This is a genomic window from Microbulbifer thermotolerans, from assembly GCF_900112305.1.
In the GTDB taxonomy this organism is placed as follows: domain Bacteria; phylum Pseudomonadota; class Gammaproteobacteria; order Pseudomonadales; family Cellvibrionaceae; genus Microbulbifer; species Microbulbifer thermotolerans.
Genome location: NZ_FOKT01000004.1, coordinates 213,209 through 231,157, shown reverse-complemented (window position 1 = coordinate 231,157; position 17,949 = coordinate 213,209). Strand labels below are relative to the sequence as shown.

The window sequence follows — 17,949 nt, the reverse complement described above, 5'->3', positions numbered from 1 at the left end:
GCGCAAAGCGGTGCGGAGGGCGCTCAGCCCTCCTGATAGTACTCCGGTGCGAGATTGTCGAAGCGGGTGTACTTGCCGACAAATGCGGCCCGGCAGGTACCGATTTCACCATTGCGCTGCTTACCGATAATCAGCTCGGCTATACCCTTGTCCGGACTGTCTTCGTTGTAGTACTCATCGCGGTAAATAAACAGAATCACATCCGCATCCTGCTCAATGGCACCGGATTCACGCAAATCCGAGTTCATCGGCCGCTTGTTGGGACGCTGCTCTACCCCGCGGTTCAGCTGTGACAGCGCGATAACCGGGCAGTCGTACTCCTTCGCCAACGCCTTTAGAGAACGGGAGATCTCGGAAATCTCCTGTGTGCGCCCCTCGGTGTGCCCCCCAACCTGCATCAACTGCAGGTAGTCCACCATAATCAAGGCGGGCATACTCTTTGCCTCAGCCTCTTCCCTGGTCATTTTGGGGTTTTCCCGCATCAGCTTGTTGGTGTGATCGCGCACGGTGCGTTTAGTGCGCGCGCGCACTTCACTGGGTGTTAGTGCAGGCGTGTCGTCAATGTACAGGGCCCGCCCCTTCATTTTCTGTACTGCGCTGGAAAGCTTGGGCCAATCCTCTTCCTGCAACTTGCCGTTCCGAATGCGGCCCTGGTCGATGCGGCCGATGGAAGACAGCATCCGCATCACCAGGCTGTCGGCGGGCATTTCCATACTGAATACCAGGGTGGGCTTCTCCTGACTCAACATGGCGCTCTCGACAAAGTTCAGCGCCAAAGCGGTCTTACCCATGGAAGGGCGCGCAGCCAGGATAATCAGTTCGCCCGGCTGCCAGCCGGATGTGCGCTGATCCAGTTCAGTCAGGCCGGTGCTTAAGCCAGTGATGTCCCCTTCCGTTTTGAACAACTCATCGATGCGCTCGACGGTTTTCTTGAGCAGAGCATCGACACCGACAAAGCCGCCCTCCTTGACGCCCCCTTCGGCGATTTCCGCCACCCGGCGTTCCGCCATTTGCAATAGGTCCGCGGAGGCCAGACCGCCGGGATTAAAGCTGGTGCGACTGATCTCTCCGGCAGCGGCGATCAGCTGGCGCAGGACGGAGCGCTCGCGCACGATTTTGGCGTAAGCGACAATATTGGCCGCAGACGGCGTGTTCTCGGCCAACTCAGCCAAGTAAGCCGGGCCGCCCACGTCTGCCAGCAGTTCCCGGCTGGCCAGCGCTTCGGCCAGGGTGACGATATCCAGGGGCTGCTCGGTGTCAGTCAGCTCGCGCATCACCGCAAATATCTTGCGGTGACTGGCAACGAAAAAGTCCGCTTCTCCCAGCTGCTCGCAGACACTGTCGATGCGGCTCGGGTCCAGCATCAGCCCCCCCAGCACCGACTGCTCGGCCTCCACCGAATGCGGCAGCGGCGAAGCGTCTTCCGTGGGCACGTCTTCTTCAGGGACAGCGTATTCGTCGATCATAGGGATTTACTGGATACAGAAACAAATCGGGCGCTGAATCCAACAGGGATTCAGCGCCCGATTGTAGCGCGACTTTGCATGGACCTGGACGGAATTCTCCGTCCATCGGCACAGCGCCCGCAGCGGGGCAGACAAGCGCCGGCCCACGGAATCGACAGTGCGCTTATTCCGCCTCGATCACTACCTTCACAGCGGCGACCACATCGGAGTGCAACTGCACGTCAACTTCGTACTCACCTACTTCGCGCAGCGCGCCCTCGGGCAGTTTCACTTCGGCCTTGGCCACTTCCACACCAGCGGCGGTGATCGCCTCGGCGATATCGCGGGTGCCGACAGAGCCGAACAGCTTGCCTTCGTCACCAGCGTTGGCGCTGATAGTGACAGTCAGGTCGGCCAGTTTGGCGGCGCGGGCTTCAGCTTCGCTCACCTTGGCGGCGGCGGCGGCTTCCAACTCAGCGCGCTTGGCCTCGAACTCGGCGATATTGGCTTCGGTGGCCGGGATGGCCTTACCGGTGGGCAACAGGAAGTTGCGGCCGAAACCGGCTTTGACTTCAACGCGGTCACCCACGTTGCCCAGTTTGCCTACTTTGTCGAGCAGAATAACTTCCATCTCGGTTTCCTCAATTTCAGTTTCGTGCGGATCGCGCCTATCGGTTTTTTGAGAAGCGACCGCGAATATCTATCCAGCTATCTATCAGCGCCAAACCGCACAGGAAGCCGGCCAGCGGCAGCGCCGCGATCACCAGCATCACATACAGCGCCACCAAAGGGCCCCGGCCCCATCCCTTGTCGGCCACCAACCAGTGCATCAGTGCAATTCCCGCCACCATGATTGGAAAGGCCACCACGGCCCCCCAAAACACATAGTCTTGGGTCAACAGGCAGTATACCCACACCAGCATTCCGGCTGCCGCCAGGGGCAGCGGCATTCGCAGCAGGTGAAACTCCCGGCGGAAGCCTCCGGGGTTATACAGCATCGCCTGCCAGTAGCGCCCCAGCACCAGGGCCAGTGTTGCAGTGATGGCGGATACCCAACACAGGTAACCGGTAGCCAGTGGCTCGCTGCCGAAAATCTGCTGCAACTGCGCCACCTGGCCGCCGCCGGACTCCTCCGCCGCCTGCAGCAGGCTTTGCAACATGCCGCCACTGAAGTGGGCGGTGCCCAGTATGCCCGCCGCGGCCGCCGCCGTCAGCACCACAAGGGCTGCGCTCCAGGAACGGCTGCTGCGCAACACCAGCGCGCCGCAGAAAACGGCCCCCAAGTGGCTGATGGCCAGACCAGTCATCAGCGGCGACATATGACCGCTCATACTGGCGGTGATCACTGGCAGCAGCGCCCAGGCCAACACCATCAGGCCATCGCTGCCGCCGCGGCGCAGGCTCACCAAGGCCAGCGCCGCCGGGCTGATCAGCGGGATGCCCACCATGGTGATGAGCACCGCGCGCACGCGCCCGCGCATAATGAATTCAGCCAGGGCGCGCACTTAGATAGCTTCTCTTATCAAACGTCCAAGCACTAAAAGCCGGAGCTCAGTGCTCAGGCTTCGTGACTGTCCGTGTACGGCAGCAGGGCCAGGTAGCGGGCGCGCTTGACCGCGGTGGCCAGCTGGCGCTGATACTTGGCTTTGGTGCCGGTGATACGGCTCGGAACGATCTTGCCGGTTTCGGAGATGTAAGCCTTCAGGGTATCGAGATCCTTGTAGTCGATCCGCTTGACGCCTTCAGCGGTGAAACGGCAGAACTTGCGACGACGGAAAAAACGTGCCATCTGATAATCCCCTTACTCTTCGTTGCTGGCGGTATCGGAAGCTTCGCCTTCCGCTTCCTCGGAGGCAGCGGCGTTCTCGCTCTGTCCGCTTTCGCTGCGCTCGCGACGCTCAGAGCGCTCCGCGCGGGCAGCTTTGCGCTCGCGGCTCTCTTTCTCCGCCTTCATGATCGGGCTTTCTTCGGTGATGGCTTCGTCTTCGCGAATCACCAGGTTGCGGATAACCGCGTCGTTGTAACGGAAGTTGGTGGTCAGTTCTTCCAGCGCTTCTTCCGAACACTCGACGTTCATCAGAACGTAGTGCGCTTTGTGGATCTTGTTGATCGGGTAAGCCAGGCGGCGACGCCCCCAGTCTTCCAGACGGTGAACCTGGCCACCGCTGTCTTTGATGGCAGCGGTGTAACGCTCCACCATGCCGGGCACCTGCTCGCTCTGATCCGGGTGGACCAGGAATACAATTTCGTAATGACGCATTTTCGCTCCTTACGGTTTAGACAGCCTCCCGGACAACCCGGTGAGGCAAGGAGTACAACGGGCGCAAGGCCTGTTGCGGGCGGCGTATTCTATGGGCTTGGCGGATTGGTTGCAAGTTGATCAATCGAGCCGGGGAGGCAGAGGCCGGGCGCCTCTTGCTCCCAGCATCAGAAGATGTAGCTGATTCCCAGGGTGGCCTCGCTCTTGTCGTAGGTATAGAGCTCCCGGTTTTCTTCGTTGTCGATCACTACCAGCTTGCCGCTCAGGCTGAAAGAGGGAGTGAATCTGAACCTGGTGGCGAACCAGGATTTGATCCGCTCAGACTCCCGCCGGTAACTCAACAGGTTCCCATCGGGGTCGGTTACTCGGTTGCTGCCGTCGTAGGTACTGCGCCGGTACTCCACCCCAGCCGACAGGCTCCAGGCGGGTACCGGCCTCCACTCCAGGACACCCCCAAACGAATGCCGCACCGGGGAGTAACTATAGAAGTCCCCCTGGTCCCGCAGCAGGTCTTCACGGTCATTCGCATCGTAGCGGTAGTAGGTGCGCGCCGCCATGGAGAACAACGGATACTGCCATGCGGCTTCGAAGCGCTGTCGCCAGCCATCCAGGTAACTGTAGCCGTCTCCGCCCGTGTAGTAGCTGGGGATATAGGAGAAGGAGAGGCTGGTCTGGCCAAACTCCCGCTGCAGCCGGGCTGTAAACTGTGCCTGCCTTGTCACCTGTTCGCCACCCAGGTAAACCACCTCCGCCGCCGCGCCCGCCTCGACCTGCCAGCCCAGCCACCGGCGATCGCGGGACAGCGCCACGCTGGCGCTCGCCAGGTTGAGGCTGTCGAAGTCGCTATAGCGCCGACCAAAACCGTAACCGTGCAAGCGCCAGCCATCCGCCCCGGCGCCACTCAACTGGTATTGCCCCCAGGCAAACAGCTCGGTGAAACTGTCTGCACTCGCGGATGAATCCCCCAATAACGCGTTTTGCAAGGCGTAGGCATTATCGTCATAGCCGGCGGAAAGACTCGCGGTCCCCAACCAACGCCGCGACGCGGCCACTTCCCTGCCGTCGGCGGCCAGCGCATTGAGGCGGTCTGCGGCGAGTCTGCGCAATTTCTGCGAGCCGGCCGATCCACTCACTTTCCGGTAGTGTTTGGCAGCGATCATCTTCAGGTTTTGCCGCTCTGCTGCCAGGGCGAGATTGAAACGGGCGATATCGCGCCACTCGGGGTCGCTCAGCAGCATCTGAAAATAAATACCGGCTTCGCGATAACGCCCCAATTTCATTAGCGTGACGCCAATATTGTATTTGAGCTTGGCGCTTTCATTGCCCGATTGCAGCTCCCGCTCGAACAGCCCCAGGGCGCGACGGTAATCCCCACCCTTGAAGGCGGAGACACCCTGCCTCCACTTTTCCTGTGCCCATAACCCCGGGGCCGCGGCCAGAGCCGCACCTGCCAGCACGATTCCGATAAGCCGTTTGCGCACGCCAATTCCCTCTTTGTATTTCCCTATAAAAACTCCGATGCATTCGCGTGTACGCGGTAGCTGATTCAAGACGCTCGGGCGGAAGGGTAGACAGGTTGAAAACCCACAAATACCTCCTTGTATTCGATGGGTTCACAATACCCATCCCACCAACTGTGTTTTCCGTCTGGCGCGTAGTATTTTTTGCCAGGAAGCGAATTAGTCAGAGATTTCCTACACGAAAAAACAGGGGCCGCGCACACCCGGCCCCTGCATCCATCGCCGCTACTCCTCTGATTGTTCCCTCAAGCGGTTCCGGACTTCGTCGAGCATTTCATCCAAATCTTCAGGTAGTTCACTTTTGATATCGTCTGGCAGGCTGTCGATAATATCCTGCATCATCTGATCGATCAGGCCATCCAGCTCAGCACCGGAAAGCGCACTTTTTACCGCTTCTTCGATAATTTCACGGGTCGCTTCCGCCGCCCTCAGAGCCTCCTCGTTGGCGATATCCGCCGACGCAGAAGCATTGGCAATCAGTTCCTGGCTGCGGGCCAGCGCCTCGCGGATCATTGCCTCCCGCTCGGCATCGCTTTTTTCACCGACCGTCTCCGCCGCTTTGAGCGTTTCCATCACCGCCGCCATGGTCTCCTCGGCGATGGCTTCCGCCTGCGGTGGCAACTCGATATTGTTGATCAGGTCCTGAACATCCTCGCTGTCCTCGATCACCGTCAGCGTGACATCCAGTTCTCCACCCGCCTCCGGCACCTCCTGGGACATTGCCGGAAGAGAACAGCAGGTACCGAAAAACACACCTGCAATCAGCAATTTTTTCCTCAACATCTTCCCTACCTCTCTGGACTGACAGATCTTGTGATCAGGTTCTGGTGACAGCGCCTGTTGCGACCGGCAAATGCAACGACTTGCGCGCGCCCCGGTATTCGACCTCCACCCGGATTTCGCCCACTTCGCCGCTAGCGCCGATTCTCACTGGCAAAGAAAGCCGGTTTTCACCAGCGGAAATATCCGCCCGCCACTGCAAAGTCCTCACGCGCTCATAGCCATCCAAGCCAACGTTGTCTGGAAGCGTCACCCGAATCGTTGCTCCGGGCATATCCCTCGGGCTCTGCAACAGTATGTGCACGGGCCGCAGAGCAACGGCTTCCTGCAACTGGGTCGCCGGCTCCAGGCCTCTTCCGGCCCAATAGAGCGCAGAGCTAATGAATACAGCACACAAGAGCGCAGCACTGAGCGGCAGCCACCCCAAGTGCGGGAAAGACGGGCGGATCGGTATTTTCCGTGCCCTATCCGCGCGCGCCCGAAAAATCACCTTTTGCAGCATGCGGGCTTCGAAATCATCGCCGGGTTCCGGCACCTCGATAGTCCGCAACAACCGCAATAATTCGCGGTCCTGCTCTGTCTCCGAGGCGACCCTGTTTTCCATTTCGCTCACCTCTCTGCCTCCTGACACGCATGGGAAACCGAAAATGTTTCCTCCGCGAGTATTTTTTTTAATTTTTTACGCGCGCGGTGCAAACGGGACTTCACCGTACCGATATTGATCTCCAGAATGTCCGCAACTTCTATGGCGGAATAACCTTCTACATCGTGCAACAACACGATGTCGCGCCAAGGGCCATCCAGGGATCGCAAAGCGCGGTTCAGCGCACGGCGCAGTTCCAGCCGCCGGTAATTGTCGCAATCTGTCGGCGCAAAAAATTCATCGCCTTCCACGCAAACGGTTTCATCGATTGGCGACGCCTGGCGGCTGCGGTACAGATCCACGAAACGCCGGTACAGTACTTTGATCAGCCAGGGCCCCAGACGCTCGACTTTTTCGATCTGCGCAACTTTCGGCAACAGACTGATTAATACGTCCTGCACCAAGTCTTCCGCTTCCGCCGCGTTCATCGTCCAGCGGAATGCCATGCGGTACATTCGGCGTATATGGGGGGACACCAGCGCGACAAATCGCTCCTCTGGCGACCGACACCGTTCGAAAATACGCGCCAGCCAAATACTCAATGCACTGCTCCCATCGGCGTAAAAGGCACAGGGCGCCAGATAAATATCTGACGTGCACTGCGCACTCGATCACCACTTTTACACGGTTGAAAAATTCGAGAAGTTCCCGCGCACTACAATCGCGCAAGAAATTTAGCAGTGCAGGTGTCTCAGAGGAGGGAATACGCGCTGCGCAGCAAAGTTTTTGCGCACGAGCGGCACGCAGAGAAAAGATACCCGGGAAGTTTTAATTATTTTGCTGTCTGAAGAGATAAACACGGCGCCCGGACGACACTCCATTGCGCCGCTGCGCCGGCGGAAATGCGCGAAAGCATTTCCAAACTGGGAAGAAATCAGTGTATCAGCCGGCGCGCTGCCGGACCGCTTCGAAGAGACAGACGCCCGTGGCGACGGAAACATTCAAACTGCTCACCTCGCCCGCCATGGGAATTTTAATGAGATGATCGCAGTGTTCCCGGGTCAGGCGGCGCAGGCCGGTGCCCTCGGCCCCCATCACCAGCGCCAGCGGACCGGTGAGTTGACTTTGATAGATATCCTGCTCGGCCTCACCGGCGGCGCCAAATATCCACACCCCGGCCCGCTGCAACATCTGCAGGGTGCGCGCGAGATTGGTGACGCTGACAAATGGCAGCACTTCGGCGGCGCCGCAGGCGACCTTTCGCGCCGTGGGTGTCAAGCCGGCGGATTTGTCCTTGGGCGCAATTACCGCGTGGACACCGGCGGCCTCGGCGGAGCGAAGGCAGGCGCCGATATTGTGAGGATCGGTGACGCCGTCGAGGACTAACAGGAAGGGCGCTTCTCCCTTCACCTCCAGCTGTTGCAGCAATTCCTCCAAAAAGCGTTCGTCGAAAACTTTGGTCTGCGCCTCACAAACAGCAACAACCCCCTGGTGATTGCCATCGCCACCGACTTTTTCGTCCAAAGTGCGGCGGTCGGCAAAGCGCACGGCGATATGGTTTTTCTCCGCTTGTCCGAGAATTTTTTTCAGACGCTGATCCTTGCGACCGCGAAGAAGCAGCAGCTCGTGGACCTGTTGGGGAGCACTTTTCAATAGGGCCTGAACGGCGTGCAGGCCATAAACGATTTCTGTGGACATGGGTATTGCTTGCTGATTTGAATATTCGGACCGCGCTCGCCTGTGCTCTCACCCGCTGTGAGAATATCGGGAACTCGCGGTGTTCCCGGCCATTCTGTGCTCGGAGTGAGATAAGCCCGCCGGCCCGGCTGACAGTGAGTCTACTTTTTCTTTTTGCGCTTGATAGAGGACTTTTTCTTTTTTTTAGCCTTGATGGTTTTCCCATTGGCTTTGGCCGCCCGTTGCGCCGCCTTGCGCGCTGCGACCGCCGGGCGCTTACCCCCTTTGCGCGGTGGCGTGCGTTTGGGGCGTCGGCGCTTTTTCGCCGGTATTTCCTCTTCACTTCCAGCTGCATTTTCCGTCAACCGGGTTTCCACCGGTACCGCCTCGGTGGTGCCGACCTTGCGCTTGCGGATGGGGGCAGCAGCGGGCGGAAGCTCGGCGCGCCCGGCCCAGGGGCTGGCTGTGCCCCTGCCACCGGGGCCACTTTTCTTAGCCGCCGAGGACTTGCCTCGCCTATCTCTTTCCCGCTGGTGCTCCAGCGCCATTTCCATTGCGCGGGCGCTGACCTTGACCTGCTCCCGTGGCATCAGCTCTTCAAGGGTGAAATCCACCTTGCGCTCATCCAAATCCACCCGCGCCACCTGAACCCGCACGGAATCCCCCAGGTGATAACGCCTGCCACTACGCTCGCCAACCAGACGCTGATGGGCCTGCTCAAAGCGGTAATAGTCTTTCGGCAGGGCTGTCACATGCACCAGGCCCTCCACGTAGAGGTCGGCCAGTTCGACAAAGAGACCGAAACCCGTGACGGCACTAATCACCCCGGTGTAGACCTCGCCAACGCGGTCCTGCAAATACTCACACTTGAGCCAGCTGACCACATCGCGGGTGGCATCGTCGGCACGGCGCTCGGTCATGGAGCAGTGCTCGCCCAGCAATACCATGGCCGGCATATCGTAGGGCAGGATTTTTTCCCGAGGAATAACCTTGGCGCCGGGCACCGAATACACTTTTTTAGCCACCGCGCGCTCATTGGCGTCGCCATTGCGAATCAACCAGCGCAGCGCGCGGTGCAACAGCAAGTCCGGATAGCGGCGGATCGGCGAGGTGAAATGGGCGTAAGCGGGATAGTCGAGCCCGAAGTGGCCGCGATTCTCCGGCTGGTAAACGGCTTGATTCATAGAGCGCAGTAGCATCATCTGGATAATATGTGCATCGGCGCGCCCCGCCACTTGCTCCAGCAGCAGCTGAAAGTCCATCGGCTGAGGCTCGGCCCCGCCGGGTAAGCGCAGGCCCAGCTCACCCAAATATTCACGCAGATTGCTGAGCTTCTCCTCCTTGGGCGCGTCGTGTACCCGGTAGAGGGCTGGCACTTCCGCCAGCTCCATCAGCCTGGCCGCGCACACATTGGCGGCGAGCATGCACTCTTCGATGAGCTTGTGCGCGTCATTGCGCACAACCGGCACTATGCGCTCTATTTTGCGGTTGGCATCAAAAATAATGCGCGTCTCAGTGGTCTCGAAGTCGATGGCACCGCGGCGGTCGCGGGCGGAGCGCAGGGCCTTGTAGAGGTCGTGCAGATTGTCCAGGTGCGGAGTTAACGCCGCGAACTGTTTGCGCAGACCGGAACCGCGGAGGCCGCGCTCCGCAATTATCTGCCCCACCTGGGTATAAGTAAGCCGTGCATGACTGCGCATCACACCTTCGAAGAAGCGGTAGTCGCGGATCTCACCATCGCGGTCAATGTGCATTTCACACACCATACACAGGCGATCCACCTCGGGATTGAGGGAGCAGAGGCCGTTGGACAGCTTCTCCGGCAGCATCGGCACAACGAAGTCCGGGAAATAAACGGAGTTACCGCGGTTGTGGGCCTCCTCGTCCAGGGGTGTGCCCGGACGCACATAGTGAGACACGTCGGCAATGGCCACCAGCAGTTTCCAGCCACCATCCGGTAACGCTTCGCAGTAGACAGCGTCATCAAAGTCCCGCGCGTCCTCGCCGTCAATCGTCACCAGCGGCAGCTGGCGCAGATCTACCCGCCCGCTCTTATCGCCCTCGACCACCTCATCGGGAATAGCCTCCACTTCGCTCAGCACCGCCGCCGGCCAAACGTGAGGGATATCGTAGTTGCGAATTGCTACGTCTATTTCCATACCCGGCGCCAAATGGTCGCCGAGTACCTCGATGACCTCGCCTTGCGGCACCTTGTCACGGCCCGGCTGGGTGACAATCTTTACCACCACATACTGACCGTGGCCGGCACCTGCAGTGTGTTCCTCGGCAACCATGACATCGAGGTTGATGCGCGGGTTATCCGGGCGCACGAAACAAATACCATTCTCGCGATAGAGACGCCCGGCCAACTGCTGAGTATTGTGCTTGATGACCCGCACCACCGCCGCCTCGCGCTTGCCGCGGAAGCCGCCGGGGGTCTCGCGCACCAGCACTTCGTCACCGTCGAAGACCTTGCGCATCTGCCGGTGAGAAAGATATAAGTCGTCGCCACCATCCCGCGGCGCAACAAAGCCAAAGCCATCGCGGTGGCCGATAACCCGGCCGCGAATCAGGCTCATTTTGTCCAGCACGCCGAAGTCACCAGAGCGGTTACTGGCAATCTGGCCGTCCCGGGACATGGCGATCAGGCGCCGACGCACCCCTTCACGGCGGTCGGCGTCGCGGATATCGAGTAGATCCGCCACCTTCTCCCAGGACACCGGCTCCGGTTGCCGCTCCAGGAGTTGCAGCAAAAATTCTCGGCTGGGAACAGGTTTTTCGTATTTTTCCGCCTCACGCTCCGCGTAGGGATCGGCGGGAGCACTGGCGAGGTGGTGATCTGAAGTTTTCTTTTGCGTCAAAACAGCATCCGTTATTCGAAGTGGCCGCGTATTTTTCTGCGGCATTCCGGAGTACCTGTTGCGGCCGGAAGCTTCCCCGGCAGCTGTCCGAGGCACTCCGACAGTATGGACCGGCGACTGGCACCGGTGATTACCGGTTCAGGCAAAGCCGCCGTGTACGCAGTATAAGCGATTTCGCCGCATTTCCCGACCGGCAGGTAAAAAGTTGAAAAAAGCGCACCTTGGCCGTTGACACCGGCTGCGCAGATCACTATAGTGCGCGTCCTCAACGGCGGATGCCGTCGAATTGCCCAGGTGGCGGAATTGGTAGACGCGCTAGCTTCAGGTGCTAGTGGCCTTACGGCCGTGGAAGTTCAAGTCTTCTCCTGGGCACCATATTCAGACAGAGGCCGACTCGCGAGAGTCGGCCTTTTTTATTGTCTGCAGCGGCGCGGCCCAGAGGGCATTGACTCGCCCTGGAAAATGGCTATAGTGCGCCCCCGCAACGGCACACGACGCCGATTGCCCAGGTGGCGGAATTGGTAGACGCGCTAGCTTCAGGTGCTAGTGGCCTTACGGTCGTGGAAGTTCAAGTCTTCTCCTGGGCACCATATAAAAGAAAGGCCGACTCGTGAGAGTCGGCCTTTTTTGTTGGCTGCACCAGAGGCGTCACCCGGTATTGCGCATCCCGGCGGCGATACCGGCGATGGTTACCATCAGGGCGCTCTCCAGCAGCGGCGCCGACTCCCGCTCGCGCAGACGGGCCATCAACTCCGCCTGCAGCAGATGCAGCGGATCTGTGTAAGGATCGCGCACGCGGATGGACCAACGCATCACCGGGTTATTGTCCAACAGGCTGTCGCGGCCGGTGAGGCAGCGGAGTGCATCCACGGTATGCGCCAACTGCTTGCGCAGGGTGGTGCCGAGGCGCAGCAGTTCCTCGTCATCCGTCAGCCGCTCCTCGTACCAGGAGGCGACCCGAATGTCCGTCTTGGCCAGCACCATCTCCAACATGTCCACCAAGCCTTGAAAGAAGGGCCAGTGCGCATTCATTTCCCGCACCACTTCGGTTTCTTCGCGGACTGACAGCGCCCGGTCGAGGGCTGCCCCGGTGCCCAACCAAGCCGGCAGCATCAGGCGGATCTGTGTCCAGGCGAAAACCCAGGGAATCGCGCGCAGCGTTTCCACGCCACCGCCGGGCTTGCGCCGCGCAGGGCGGCTACCCAGCGCCAGACGGCTGAGCTCGGTTTCCGGGGTCACTGTGCGCAGGTAAGCAACCAGCGCCGGATCATCGCGCACCACTTTACGGTAATCGGCGACAGACACTTCCGCCAAGCGCTCCATTTCCGCACGCCACTCCGGACGCGGCGCCGCCGGCGGCACCAGCGTCGCCTCAAGGGTAGCGGCCACATACTGCTCCAGGTTGTAGGCCGCCACTGCGGGGCGACCGTATTTGAAGCGAATCATTTCACCCTGCTCGGTAACGCGAATGCGCCCGGCCACAGCACCGGGCGGCTGCGACAACAGAGCCATCCGGGTGGGCGAACCGCCACGGGAAATGGAGCCTCCGCGGCCGTGGAACAATGTCAGTGGAACCTTCTGAACCCGAAAAATCTCCGTGAGCTTTTCCTGGGCGCGGAACTGAGCCCAAGCCGCACCGAGAAAACCCGCGTCCTTGGCCGAATCCGAATAGCCGATCATCACCTCCTGTCCAGCGCGCACGCGCGCTTTGTAGAAAGGGATCTCCAACAGTGCGCCCATGGTATCGGCGGCATTGTTGAGATCGTCCAGAGTCTCGAACAGTGGCACCACACGCATGGGCTGAGTAACACCCGCGATCTTCTGCAACAGCATTACCGCCAGCACATCGGAAGGCCTTCTCGCCATGGAAATCACATAGGCGCCCAGCCCCTCCGGCCCCTGCTCAGCGATCACCCGACAGGTGTCCAGCACCTCCCGCACCTCTTCGCTGCACAAATCGCTGCGGTAAAAACCTTCGTCCACCAGTGGGCGGCGGCTCTCCAGCTCCGCGAGGAGAAACTGCTGCTTTTGCTCTTCGTCCCACTCGGTGTAGCTGCCCAGCGCCAGATAGCGGGTGATAGCATCCAGCGCCTCGCTGTGGCGGGTGGACTCCTGGCGGATATCCAGGCGCAACAGGGTAATACCAAAGCAGTTAAGGCGGCGCAGTGTGTCCTTGAGCTGACCGTCGGCAATGGCCGCAAGCCCCACTTCGCGCAGCGAGCGGTCGATCCGGTTCAACTCATCCAATAGCTGCTGCCCACTGGTGTAGCCCTCCCCCTGCGGCTCCGGAGCCCCATTCACCAAAGCCTCCATACGCGCGCGGGTATTGCGCAGGCGGTTGCGCACCCGGCGCAATACCAGCCGATAGGGCTCGTGGCTGGGACCGGTATATGCGAGCAGTTCGTCACTGGCCTTGTGCATGGACAAATCCGCGAGCAGGTTTTCCACATCGCGGAGGTAGAGGTCCGCGGCCATCCAGCGGGCGAGCAGCAACACTTTGCGGGTAACGGCGGCGGTGACATTGGGGTTGCCGTCGCGGTCACCCCCCATCCAGGATGCAAAGCGAATTGGAACCCAGTCCGCCGGCAGTGATTCCAGCCCCTCCCGTTTTAATTCCGCGTCTATTCCGCGCATCACTCGCGGCAGTGCCTGCCACAGGGATTGCTCAATCGTCGCAAAACCCCATTTCGCCTCGTCCACAGGTGTGGGGCGCTCGCGGCGGATTTCGTCGGTACTCCAGGCGGAAAGAATTTGTTCGCGCAGGAGGCGGCGCAGCCTGTCCTTTTCCTCTTCTGTGCGATCCGGCCGGTCCAGATCGGCCAGCAGGTCGGCGATCCGGTCGTATTTGCGGATCAGTGTGCGGCGGGTAACTTCGGTGGGATGTGCGGTGAGCACCAGTTCCACGGATAAATTCTCCAGCACCGAACGGATTTTTTCCCGACCGATCCCGGCGTTTCTCAACTCCGCCAGTACCTGGCGCAAACTGCGATCGGTATCCGGGTCGCCCGGGTAGCGCTGGTGGTGCCGGTGCAACCGCTCGCGGTGGCGCTGCTCGGCAATATTGGCCAAATTTAAAAACTGGCTGAAGGCCCGCGCCACCTCCAACAGTGTTTCATCGTCCAGCGGCCTTAAAAGTTGGCGCAAGCGCTTTACTGGCATCTCACCCTGACCACGGCTCTCTACCGCGACCTGACGGATAGTTTCAACTGTATCGAATAACGCCTCGCCAGCCTGCTCCCGCAATACCGCGCCGAGCTCTTCACCGAGCAGGCGGACGTCTTCTCTCAGAGGGGCGTTTTGATCCTGACTCACAGATTTTTTCCTCAATTGCGGGACGAACCGCGCATCTTCGCATATTTCTTCATAAAAGGTTGAATATTGCTAATTGAGACGCACTTTTTGTGATCACAACTTTCTCGCTGCAAATTGAGAACCAGTTCAACCATTTATGCCGCTTCGGTAGATGCAATATTTTTCATTTCGTTAAAATTGTCACTCGACAGTCACTGGTGTGACAGGGAAAGAGCCAGGGAAATGCGATAATTGGTACAAATGTCTAGGCTAAACAAATTATTGCTCCCCTACCTCTTAATGCACTAAACACTGCGATCCACAAGCGGCGGCCCAAGTGCAAAGCGCGCCCCTAGACGGGACAGCCATTAATAAATTTCCATTATTTTCAGAAAAAATAGCGAGCGCCAGATTATCAATACCATATCGGTACAGCGGCACTATCGAAGGATCTCTATACAGTCAGTTAAAAAGGAATACTAATGATGACAGCCAACCAAAATGCCCGTCAGAGACTTGAAAGTCTGGCCGGTAAGCTTCCTGCAATTTTACTGTCCACTCTTTTGACCGCCTGTGGCGGCGGCGGAGGCGGTGGTGGCGGAAGTGATAGCGGAGCGGGTAGTAGCTCCAGCAGCAGTGGCGGCACCACTATACCCCCGACCGCGGTTGCCACAATACTCCACGCCAAGGCCGACACCGAATCGGTGACACTGACCTGGGAAGACACCGGGGCGGACAGCTACAACCTGTTTTATTCCACCGCACCTGGCTGCGATATCGAAAACTACGCAAGCTGCCCGGGCGGAACCATGGTGGCAGGCGCCGAATCCCCCTATACCGTCACCGGACTTACTAACGGCCAGAACTACTGGTTCCAGGTGGAATCCATCTTAGATGAGAGCAACGCCGTCTCCAATGAAGCCGGAGCGCGGCCGGATCGACTAGTGCCGAACAGTTGGGTGGAGGCCATGGCCACAGGCGCCGACGGCACTGTCTACCTGGGAGGATACTTCACCTATTTCGGCGTGCTCAGTGGCCACGGTGTCCCATTTAGTACAACCAGTGGGTACGCAGGAGCCTTTCCACTGGTCAACGGGCCGGTAACCGCCGTTGCAGGCGATAACAAGGGGGGCTTCTATATCGGCGGCGAGTTCACAACCGTCGGCGGAGAGGCTCGCAACAACCTGGCCTATATCCGCGCCGATGGCACACTGGGTGATTGGAACCCGACCATTGACGGTGATATTAACGCCCTCGCTGTACTGGGCGATACCGTATATATCGGCGGAGATTTTGACGAAGTTAACGGGCAGCCACGCAGTAACCTGGCCGCTGTTGATGCCGACGGCAACCTGCTCGAATGGAGCCCCGCTGCCAGCTCCAACGTTAACGCCATCGCAGTAGCAGACGGCACCATCTATGTGGGAAGTGATTTCTTTCTAGCCGCCATCAATACCGACAGTAGCCTGTACGACTGGACTCTGAGTTTTAACTATAGAGAAGTACACGACATCGCTGTGTCTGGCGACACTATTTACGTGGTCGGAGATTTCGATAAGATCAACGAGCAAACACGCAATGGCGGCGCCGCCGTCGATACCAACGGTAACCTGCTCGATTGGAATCCGGATACTGACGCATCTTATTGTGACTGGCAATGCACCATTGCAGTAGCCGGCGATACCATTTTTATAGGTTGGGAATACTCACCCGTCACTATAAACGGAGAAACTCGCAACTACTTGGCCGCGTTTGATAGCAACGGCGATCTGCTCGACTGGAACCCAGAACCCAATGAAGCGGTTAACGCAATCACAGTGGTCGGCGATACCGTCTATATGGGTGGAAAATTCACCAGCATAGGGGGGCAAGAACGCAATAACCTAGCGGCCTTCGATACCGACGGCAACCTGCTCGACTGGAGCCCGGCGGCCCACGGCGGCGTCAAGGCACTTGCGATCAGTGGCGATACGGTATATGCAGGCGGCGACCTCACCAGTGTTCAGGGGCAGGTACGCAATTACTTAGCGGCAATTGATACCGAGGGCCAACTGCTCCCCTGGAGCCCAAGTGCAGACGCAGAAGTCCGGGCACTCGCAGTGGACGGTAATACCGTCTTTGCGGGAGGACTCTTCGAGTCTATCAATGGACAAGAGTGCTTCGCTTTAGCAGCCATAGATACCAGTGACACAGTACTTAGCTGTGACTGGCAAATTACTAGGGGGACAGAGAAACCACGTGGCCGCGTATATACTCTCACATTAGCTGGTGATACATTGTACGTAGGTGGCTCTTTTTCCAATTTTAACGAAAACACCCGCAATAACGTGGCAGCGATTCGTACTACCGATGGCAGCCTGCTCAACTGGACTCCAAATATGAATTCCCCTGTCTCCACTATTGCCGTTAGTGGAGATACCGTTATTTTGGGAGGGAGATTTAGTAGTGTTAATGAGCTGCCACGCAAATATTTTGCTGCCATCCATACCGACGGCAGCCTGCTCGATTGGTATCTAGATATAGACTCAATTGTCGAAACACTCACTGCTAATGACAGCACCATCTATGTTGGTGGTTATTTCTCCAGCATCGGAGAAATCTCTCGTAATTATATAGCAGCCATTAACACCGATGGCAGCCTGGCTGATTCGAATCCCGATATCAATGGCCCAGTCTTTGTCCTTACAGAAAACAACGGAATCTTCTATGCAGGTGGAGACTTTGACACTGTTAACGGAAAGCCACGCAGCTATCTAGCCGCCTTTGACAACAACGGTACCTTGCTGGATTGGAGCTATTCCCTTTCTGGTAATGTTCAATCCTTAATGGTGTCTGGAAATTCTCTCTATCTAGGGGGACTCTTCACCGAAGTCAACGGTGAACCTTCACCTCACCTGGCTATCCTGCCTCTTGCCGAATCTGCAGCGGACTAAAGGCCTAGAAAAAATCGACAGCTGATAAGACTGCTGAAAATTATTAATTTCAGACGAAGCAACAACAAAAAGGCCGGCTTAATGCCGGCCTTTTTTATCCAAATGATTACACCTTTTCAGTGTAAACTGAGAACCAGTTCAACCATTTATGCTGCCTCAGTAGATGAAATATTTTCCATTTAGTTAAAATTGTCTTTCAACAGTCGCCAGTGTGACGGGGGATTAATTAGGCGATTGACACCAATATCGACTCTAGAAATATAACTGATCACTCCACGCCTCTGTAGTAAAACTGCAATCAAAGATCAGCTGTAAACACGATTAATCACCAGAGCAAATAATTAAAACAATTCCACGAAAGACCAGATACCAACCCATCAAAATGGTATCGGTACAGCGGCACTATCGAAGGATCTCTACACAGTCAGTTAAAAAGGAATACTCATGATGACAGCCAACCAAAATGCCCGTCAGAGACTTGGAAGTCTGGCCGGTAAGCTTCCAGCAATTTTACTGTCCACTCTTTTGACCGCCTGTGGCGGCGGCGGAGGCGGTGGTGGCGGAAGTGATAGCGGAGCGGGTAGTAGCTCCAGCAGCAG

The 17,949-nt window shown here is 58.3% G+C and carries 13 protein-coding genes and 2 tRNA genes; 3 read left to right on the top strand and 12 right to left on the bottom strand.

The genetic code is table 11. From position 1 onward, the window contains the following. Window positions 1–23: 23 nt before the first annotated feature. The 11 genes from dnaB to rnr all read right to left on the bottom strand — a co-directional run bounded on the left by dnaB (window position 24) and on the right by rnr (window position 11,126). Complete coding sequence (dnaB, locus tag BM155_RS07975) at window positions 24–1,466, bottom strand: replicative DNA helicase (protein WP_067150514.1); 1,443 nt, start codon at window positions 1,464–1,466, stop codon at window positions 24–26. A gap of 163 nt (window positions 1,467–1,629) precedes the next feature. Further along, window positions 1,630–2,076: a 50S ribosomal protein L9 gene (gene rplI / locus BM155_RS07970; RefSeq protein ID WP_067150511.1), complete on the bottom strand. Its 447-nt coding sequence runs from the start codon at window positions 2,074–2,076 to the stop codon at window positions 1,630–1,632. A gap of 37 nt (window positions 2,077–2,113) precedes the next feature. Further along, window positions 2,114–2,950 (bottom strand): hypothetical protein, encoded by an 837-nt coding sequence (locus BM155_RS07965; RefSeq protein WP_067150509.1) that lies wholly within the window; start codon window positions 2,948–2,950, stop codon window positions 2,114–2,116. Window positions 2,951–3,003: 53 nt separating this feature from the next. Continuing rightward, window positions 3,004–3,234 (bottom strand): 30S ribosomal protein S18, encoded by a 231-nt coding sequence (rpsR, locus tag BM155_RS07960; RefSeq protein ID WP_020411626.1) that lies wholly within the window; start codon window positions 3,232–3,234, stop codon window positions 3,004–3,006. 12 nt (window positions 3,235–3,246) lie between these two features. Further along, a complete protein-coding gene (rpsF, locus tag BM155_RS07955; protein ID WP_067150506.1) occupies window positions 3,247–3,705 on the bottom strand; it encodes a 30S ribosomal protein S6 in 459 nt (152 codons plus the stop codon). 167 nt (window positions 3,706–3,872) lie between these two features. Next, entirely contained in the window at window positions 3,873–5,186 is a 1,314-nt protein-coding gene (locus BM155_RS07950; protein ID WP_074902268.1) for a TonB-dependent receptor, read from the bottom strand. 264 nt (window positions 5,187–5,450) lie between these two features. Next, a complete protein-coding gene (locus tag BM155_RS07945; RefSeq protein WP_074902266.1) occupies window positions 5,451–6,008 on the bottom strand; it encodes a hypothetical protein in 558 nt (185 codons plus the stop codon). Window positions 6,009–6,042: 34 nt separating this feature from the next. Further along, window positions 6,043–6,618, bottom strand: coding sequence for a hypothetical protein (locus BM155_RS07940; RefSeq protein WP_067150497.1), 576 nt, complete (start codon window positions 6,616–6,618; stop codon window positions 6,043–6,045). After that, a complete protein-coding gene (locus BM155_RS07935) occupies window positions 6,615–7,190 on the bottom strand; it encodes an RNA polymerase sigma factor (RefSeq protein ID WP_139223180.1) in 576 nt (191 codons plus the stop codon). Before BM155_RS07935 ends, BM155_RS07940 begins: the two co-directional genes overlap by 4 nt. Window positions 7,191–7,530: 340 nt before the next feature. Next, complete coding sequence (gene rlmB, locus BM155_RS07930; protein WP_067150492.1) at window positions 7,531–8,286, bottom strand: 23S rRNA (guanosine(2251)-2'-O)-methyltransferase RlmB; 756 nt, start codon at window positions 8,284–8,286, stop codon at window positions 7,531–7,533. Between the two features lie 140 nt (window positions 8,287–8,426). Beyond that, the gene (rnr, locus tag BM155_RS07925; RefSeq protein ID WP_067150489.1) at window positions 8,427–11,126 is read right to left on the bottom strand and encodes a ribonuclease R; all 2,700 of its coding nucleotides are present in this window, start codon (window positions 11,124–11,126) and stop codon (window positions 8,427–8,429) included. Window positions 11,127–11,414: 288 nt separating this feature from the next. On the opposite strand from rnr, the gene BM155_RS07915 reads away from it, so the two are divergent. Together BM155_RS07915 and BM155_RS07910 are read left to right on the top strand one after the other, a co-directional pair. Continuing rightward, window positions 11,415–11,501: transfer RNA gene (locus BM155_RS07915), tRNA-Leu, on the top strand. Window positions 11,502–11,629: 128 nt separating this feature from the next. Then, window positions 11,630–11,716: transfer RNA gene (locus BM155_RS07910), tRNA-Leu, on the top strand. Between the two features lie 58 nt (window positions 11,717–11,774). On the opposite strand, the gene ppc is transcribed toward BM155_RS07910, so the two are convergent. Beyond that, complete coding sequence (gene ppc / locus BM155_RS07905; protein WP_074902260.1) at window positions 11,775–14,438, bottom strand: phosphoenolpyruvate carboxylase; 2,664 nt, start codon at window positions 14,436–14,438, stop codon at window positions 11,775–11,777. 461 nt (window positions 14,439–14,899) lie between these two features. Here ppc and BM155_RS07900 point away from each other — a divergent pair, with 461 nt between their 5' ends. After that, window positions 14,900–17,350 (top strand): outer membrane protein assembly factor BamB family protein, encoded by a 2,451-nt coding sequence (locus BM155_RS07900; RefSeq protein ID WP_074902257.1) that lies wholly within the window; start codon window positions 14,900–14,902, stop codon window positions 17,348–17,350. Window positions 17,351–17,949 lie beyond the last annotated feature (599 nt).

Coding starts and splice junctions, on each gene's coding strand:
- dnaB (WP_067150514.1), bottom strand. CDS start 1,466: ATGATCGACGAATACGCTGTCCCTGAAGAAGACGTGCCCACGGAAGAC.
- rplI (WP_067150511.1), bottom strand. CDS start 2,076: ATGGAAGTTATTCTGCTCGACAAAGTAGGCAAACTGGGCAACGTGGGT.
- rpsR (WP_020411626.1), bottom strand. CDS start 3,234: ATGGCACGTTTTTTCCGTCGTCGCAAGTTCTGCCGTTTCACCGCTGAA.
- rpsF (WP_067150506.1), bottom strand. CDS start 3,705: ATGCGTCATTACGAAATTGTATTCCTGGTCCACCCGGATCAGAGCGAG.
- BM155_RS07945 (WP_074902266.1), bottom strand. CDS start 6,008: ATGTTGAGGAAAAAATTGCTGATTGCAGGTGTGTTTTTCGGTACCTGC.
- rlmB (WP_067150492.1), bottom strand. CDS start 8,286: ATGTCCACAGAAATCGTTTATGGCCTGCACGCCGTTCAGGCCCTATTG.
- BM155_RS07900 (WP_074902257.1), top strand. CDS start 14,900: ATGATGACAGCCAACCAAAATGCCCGTCAGAGACTTGAAAGTCTGGCC.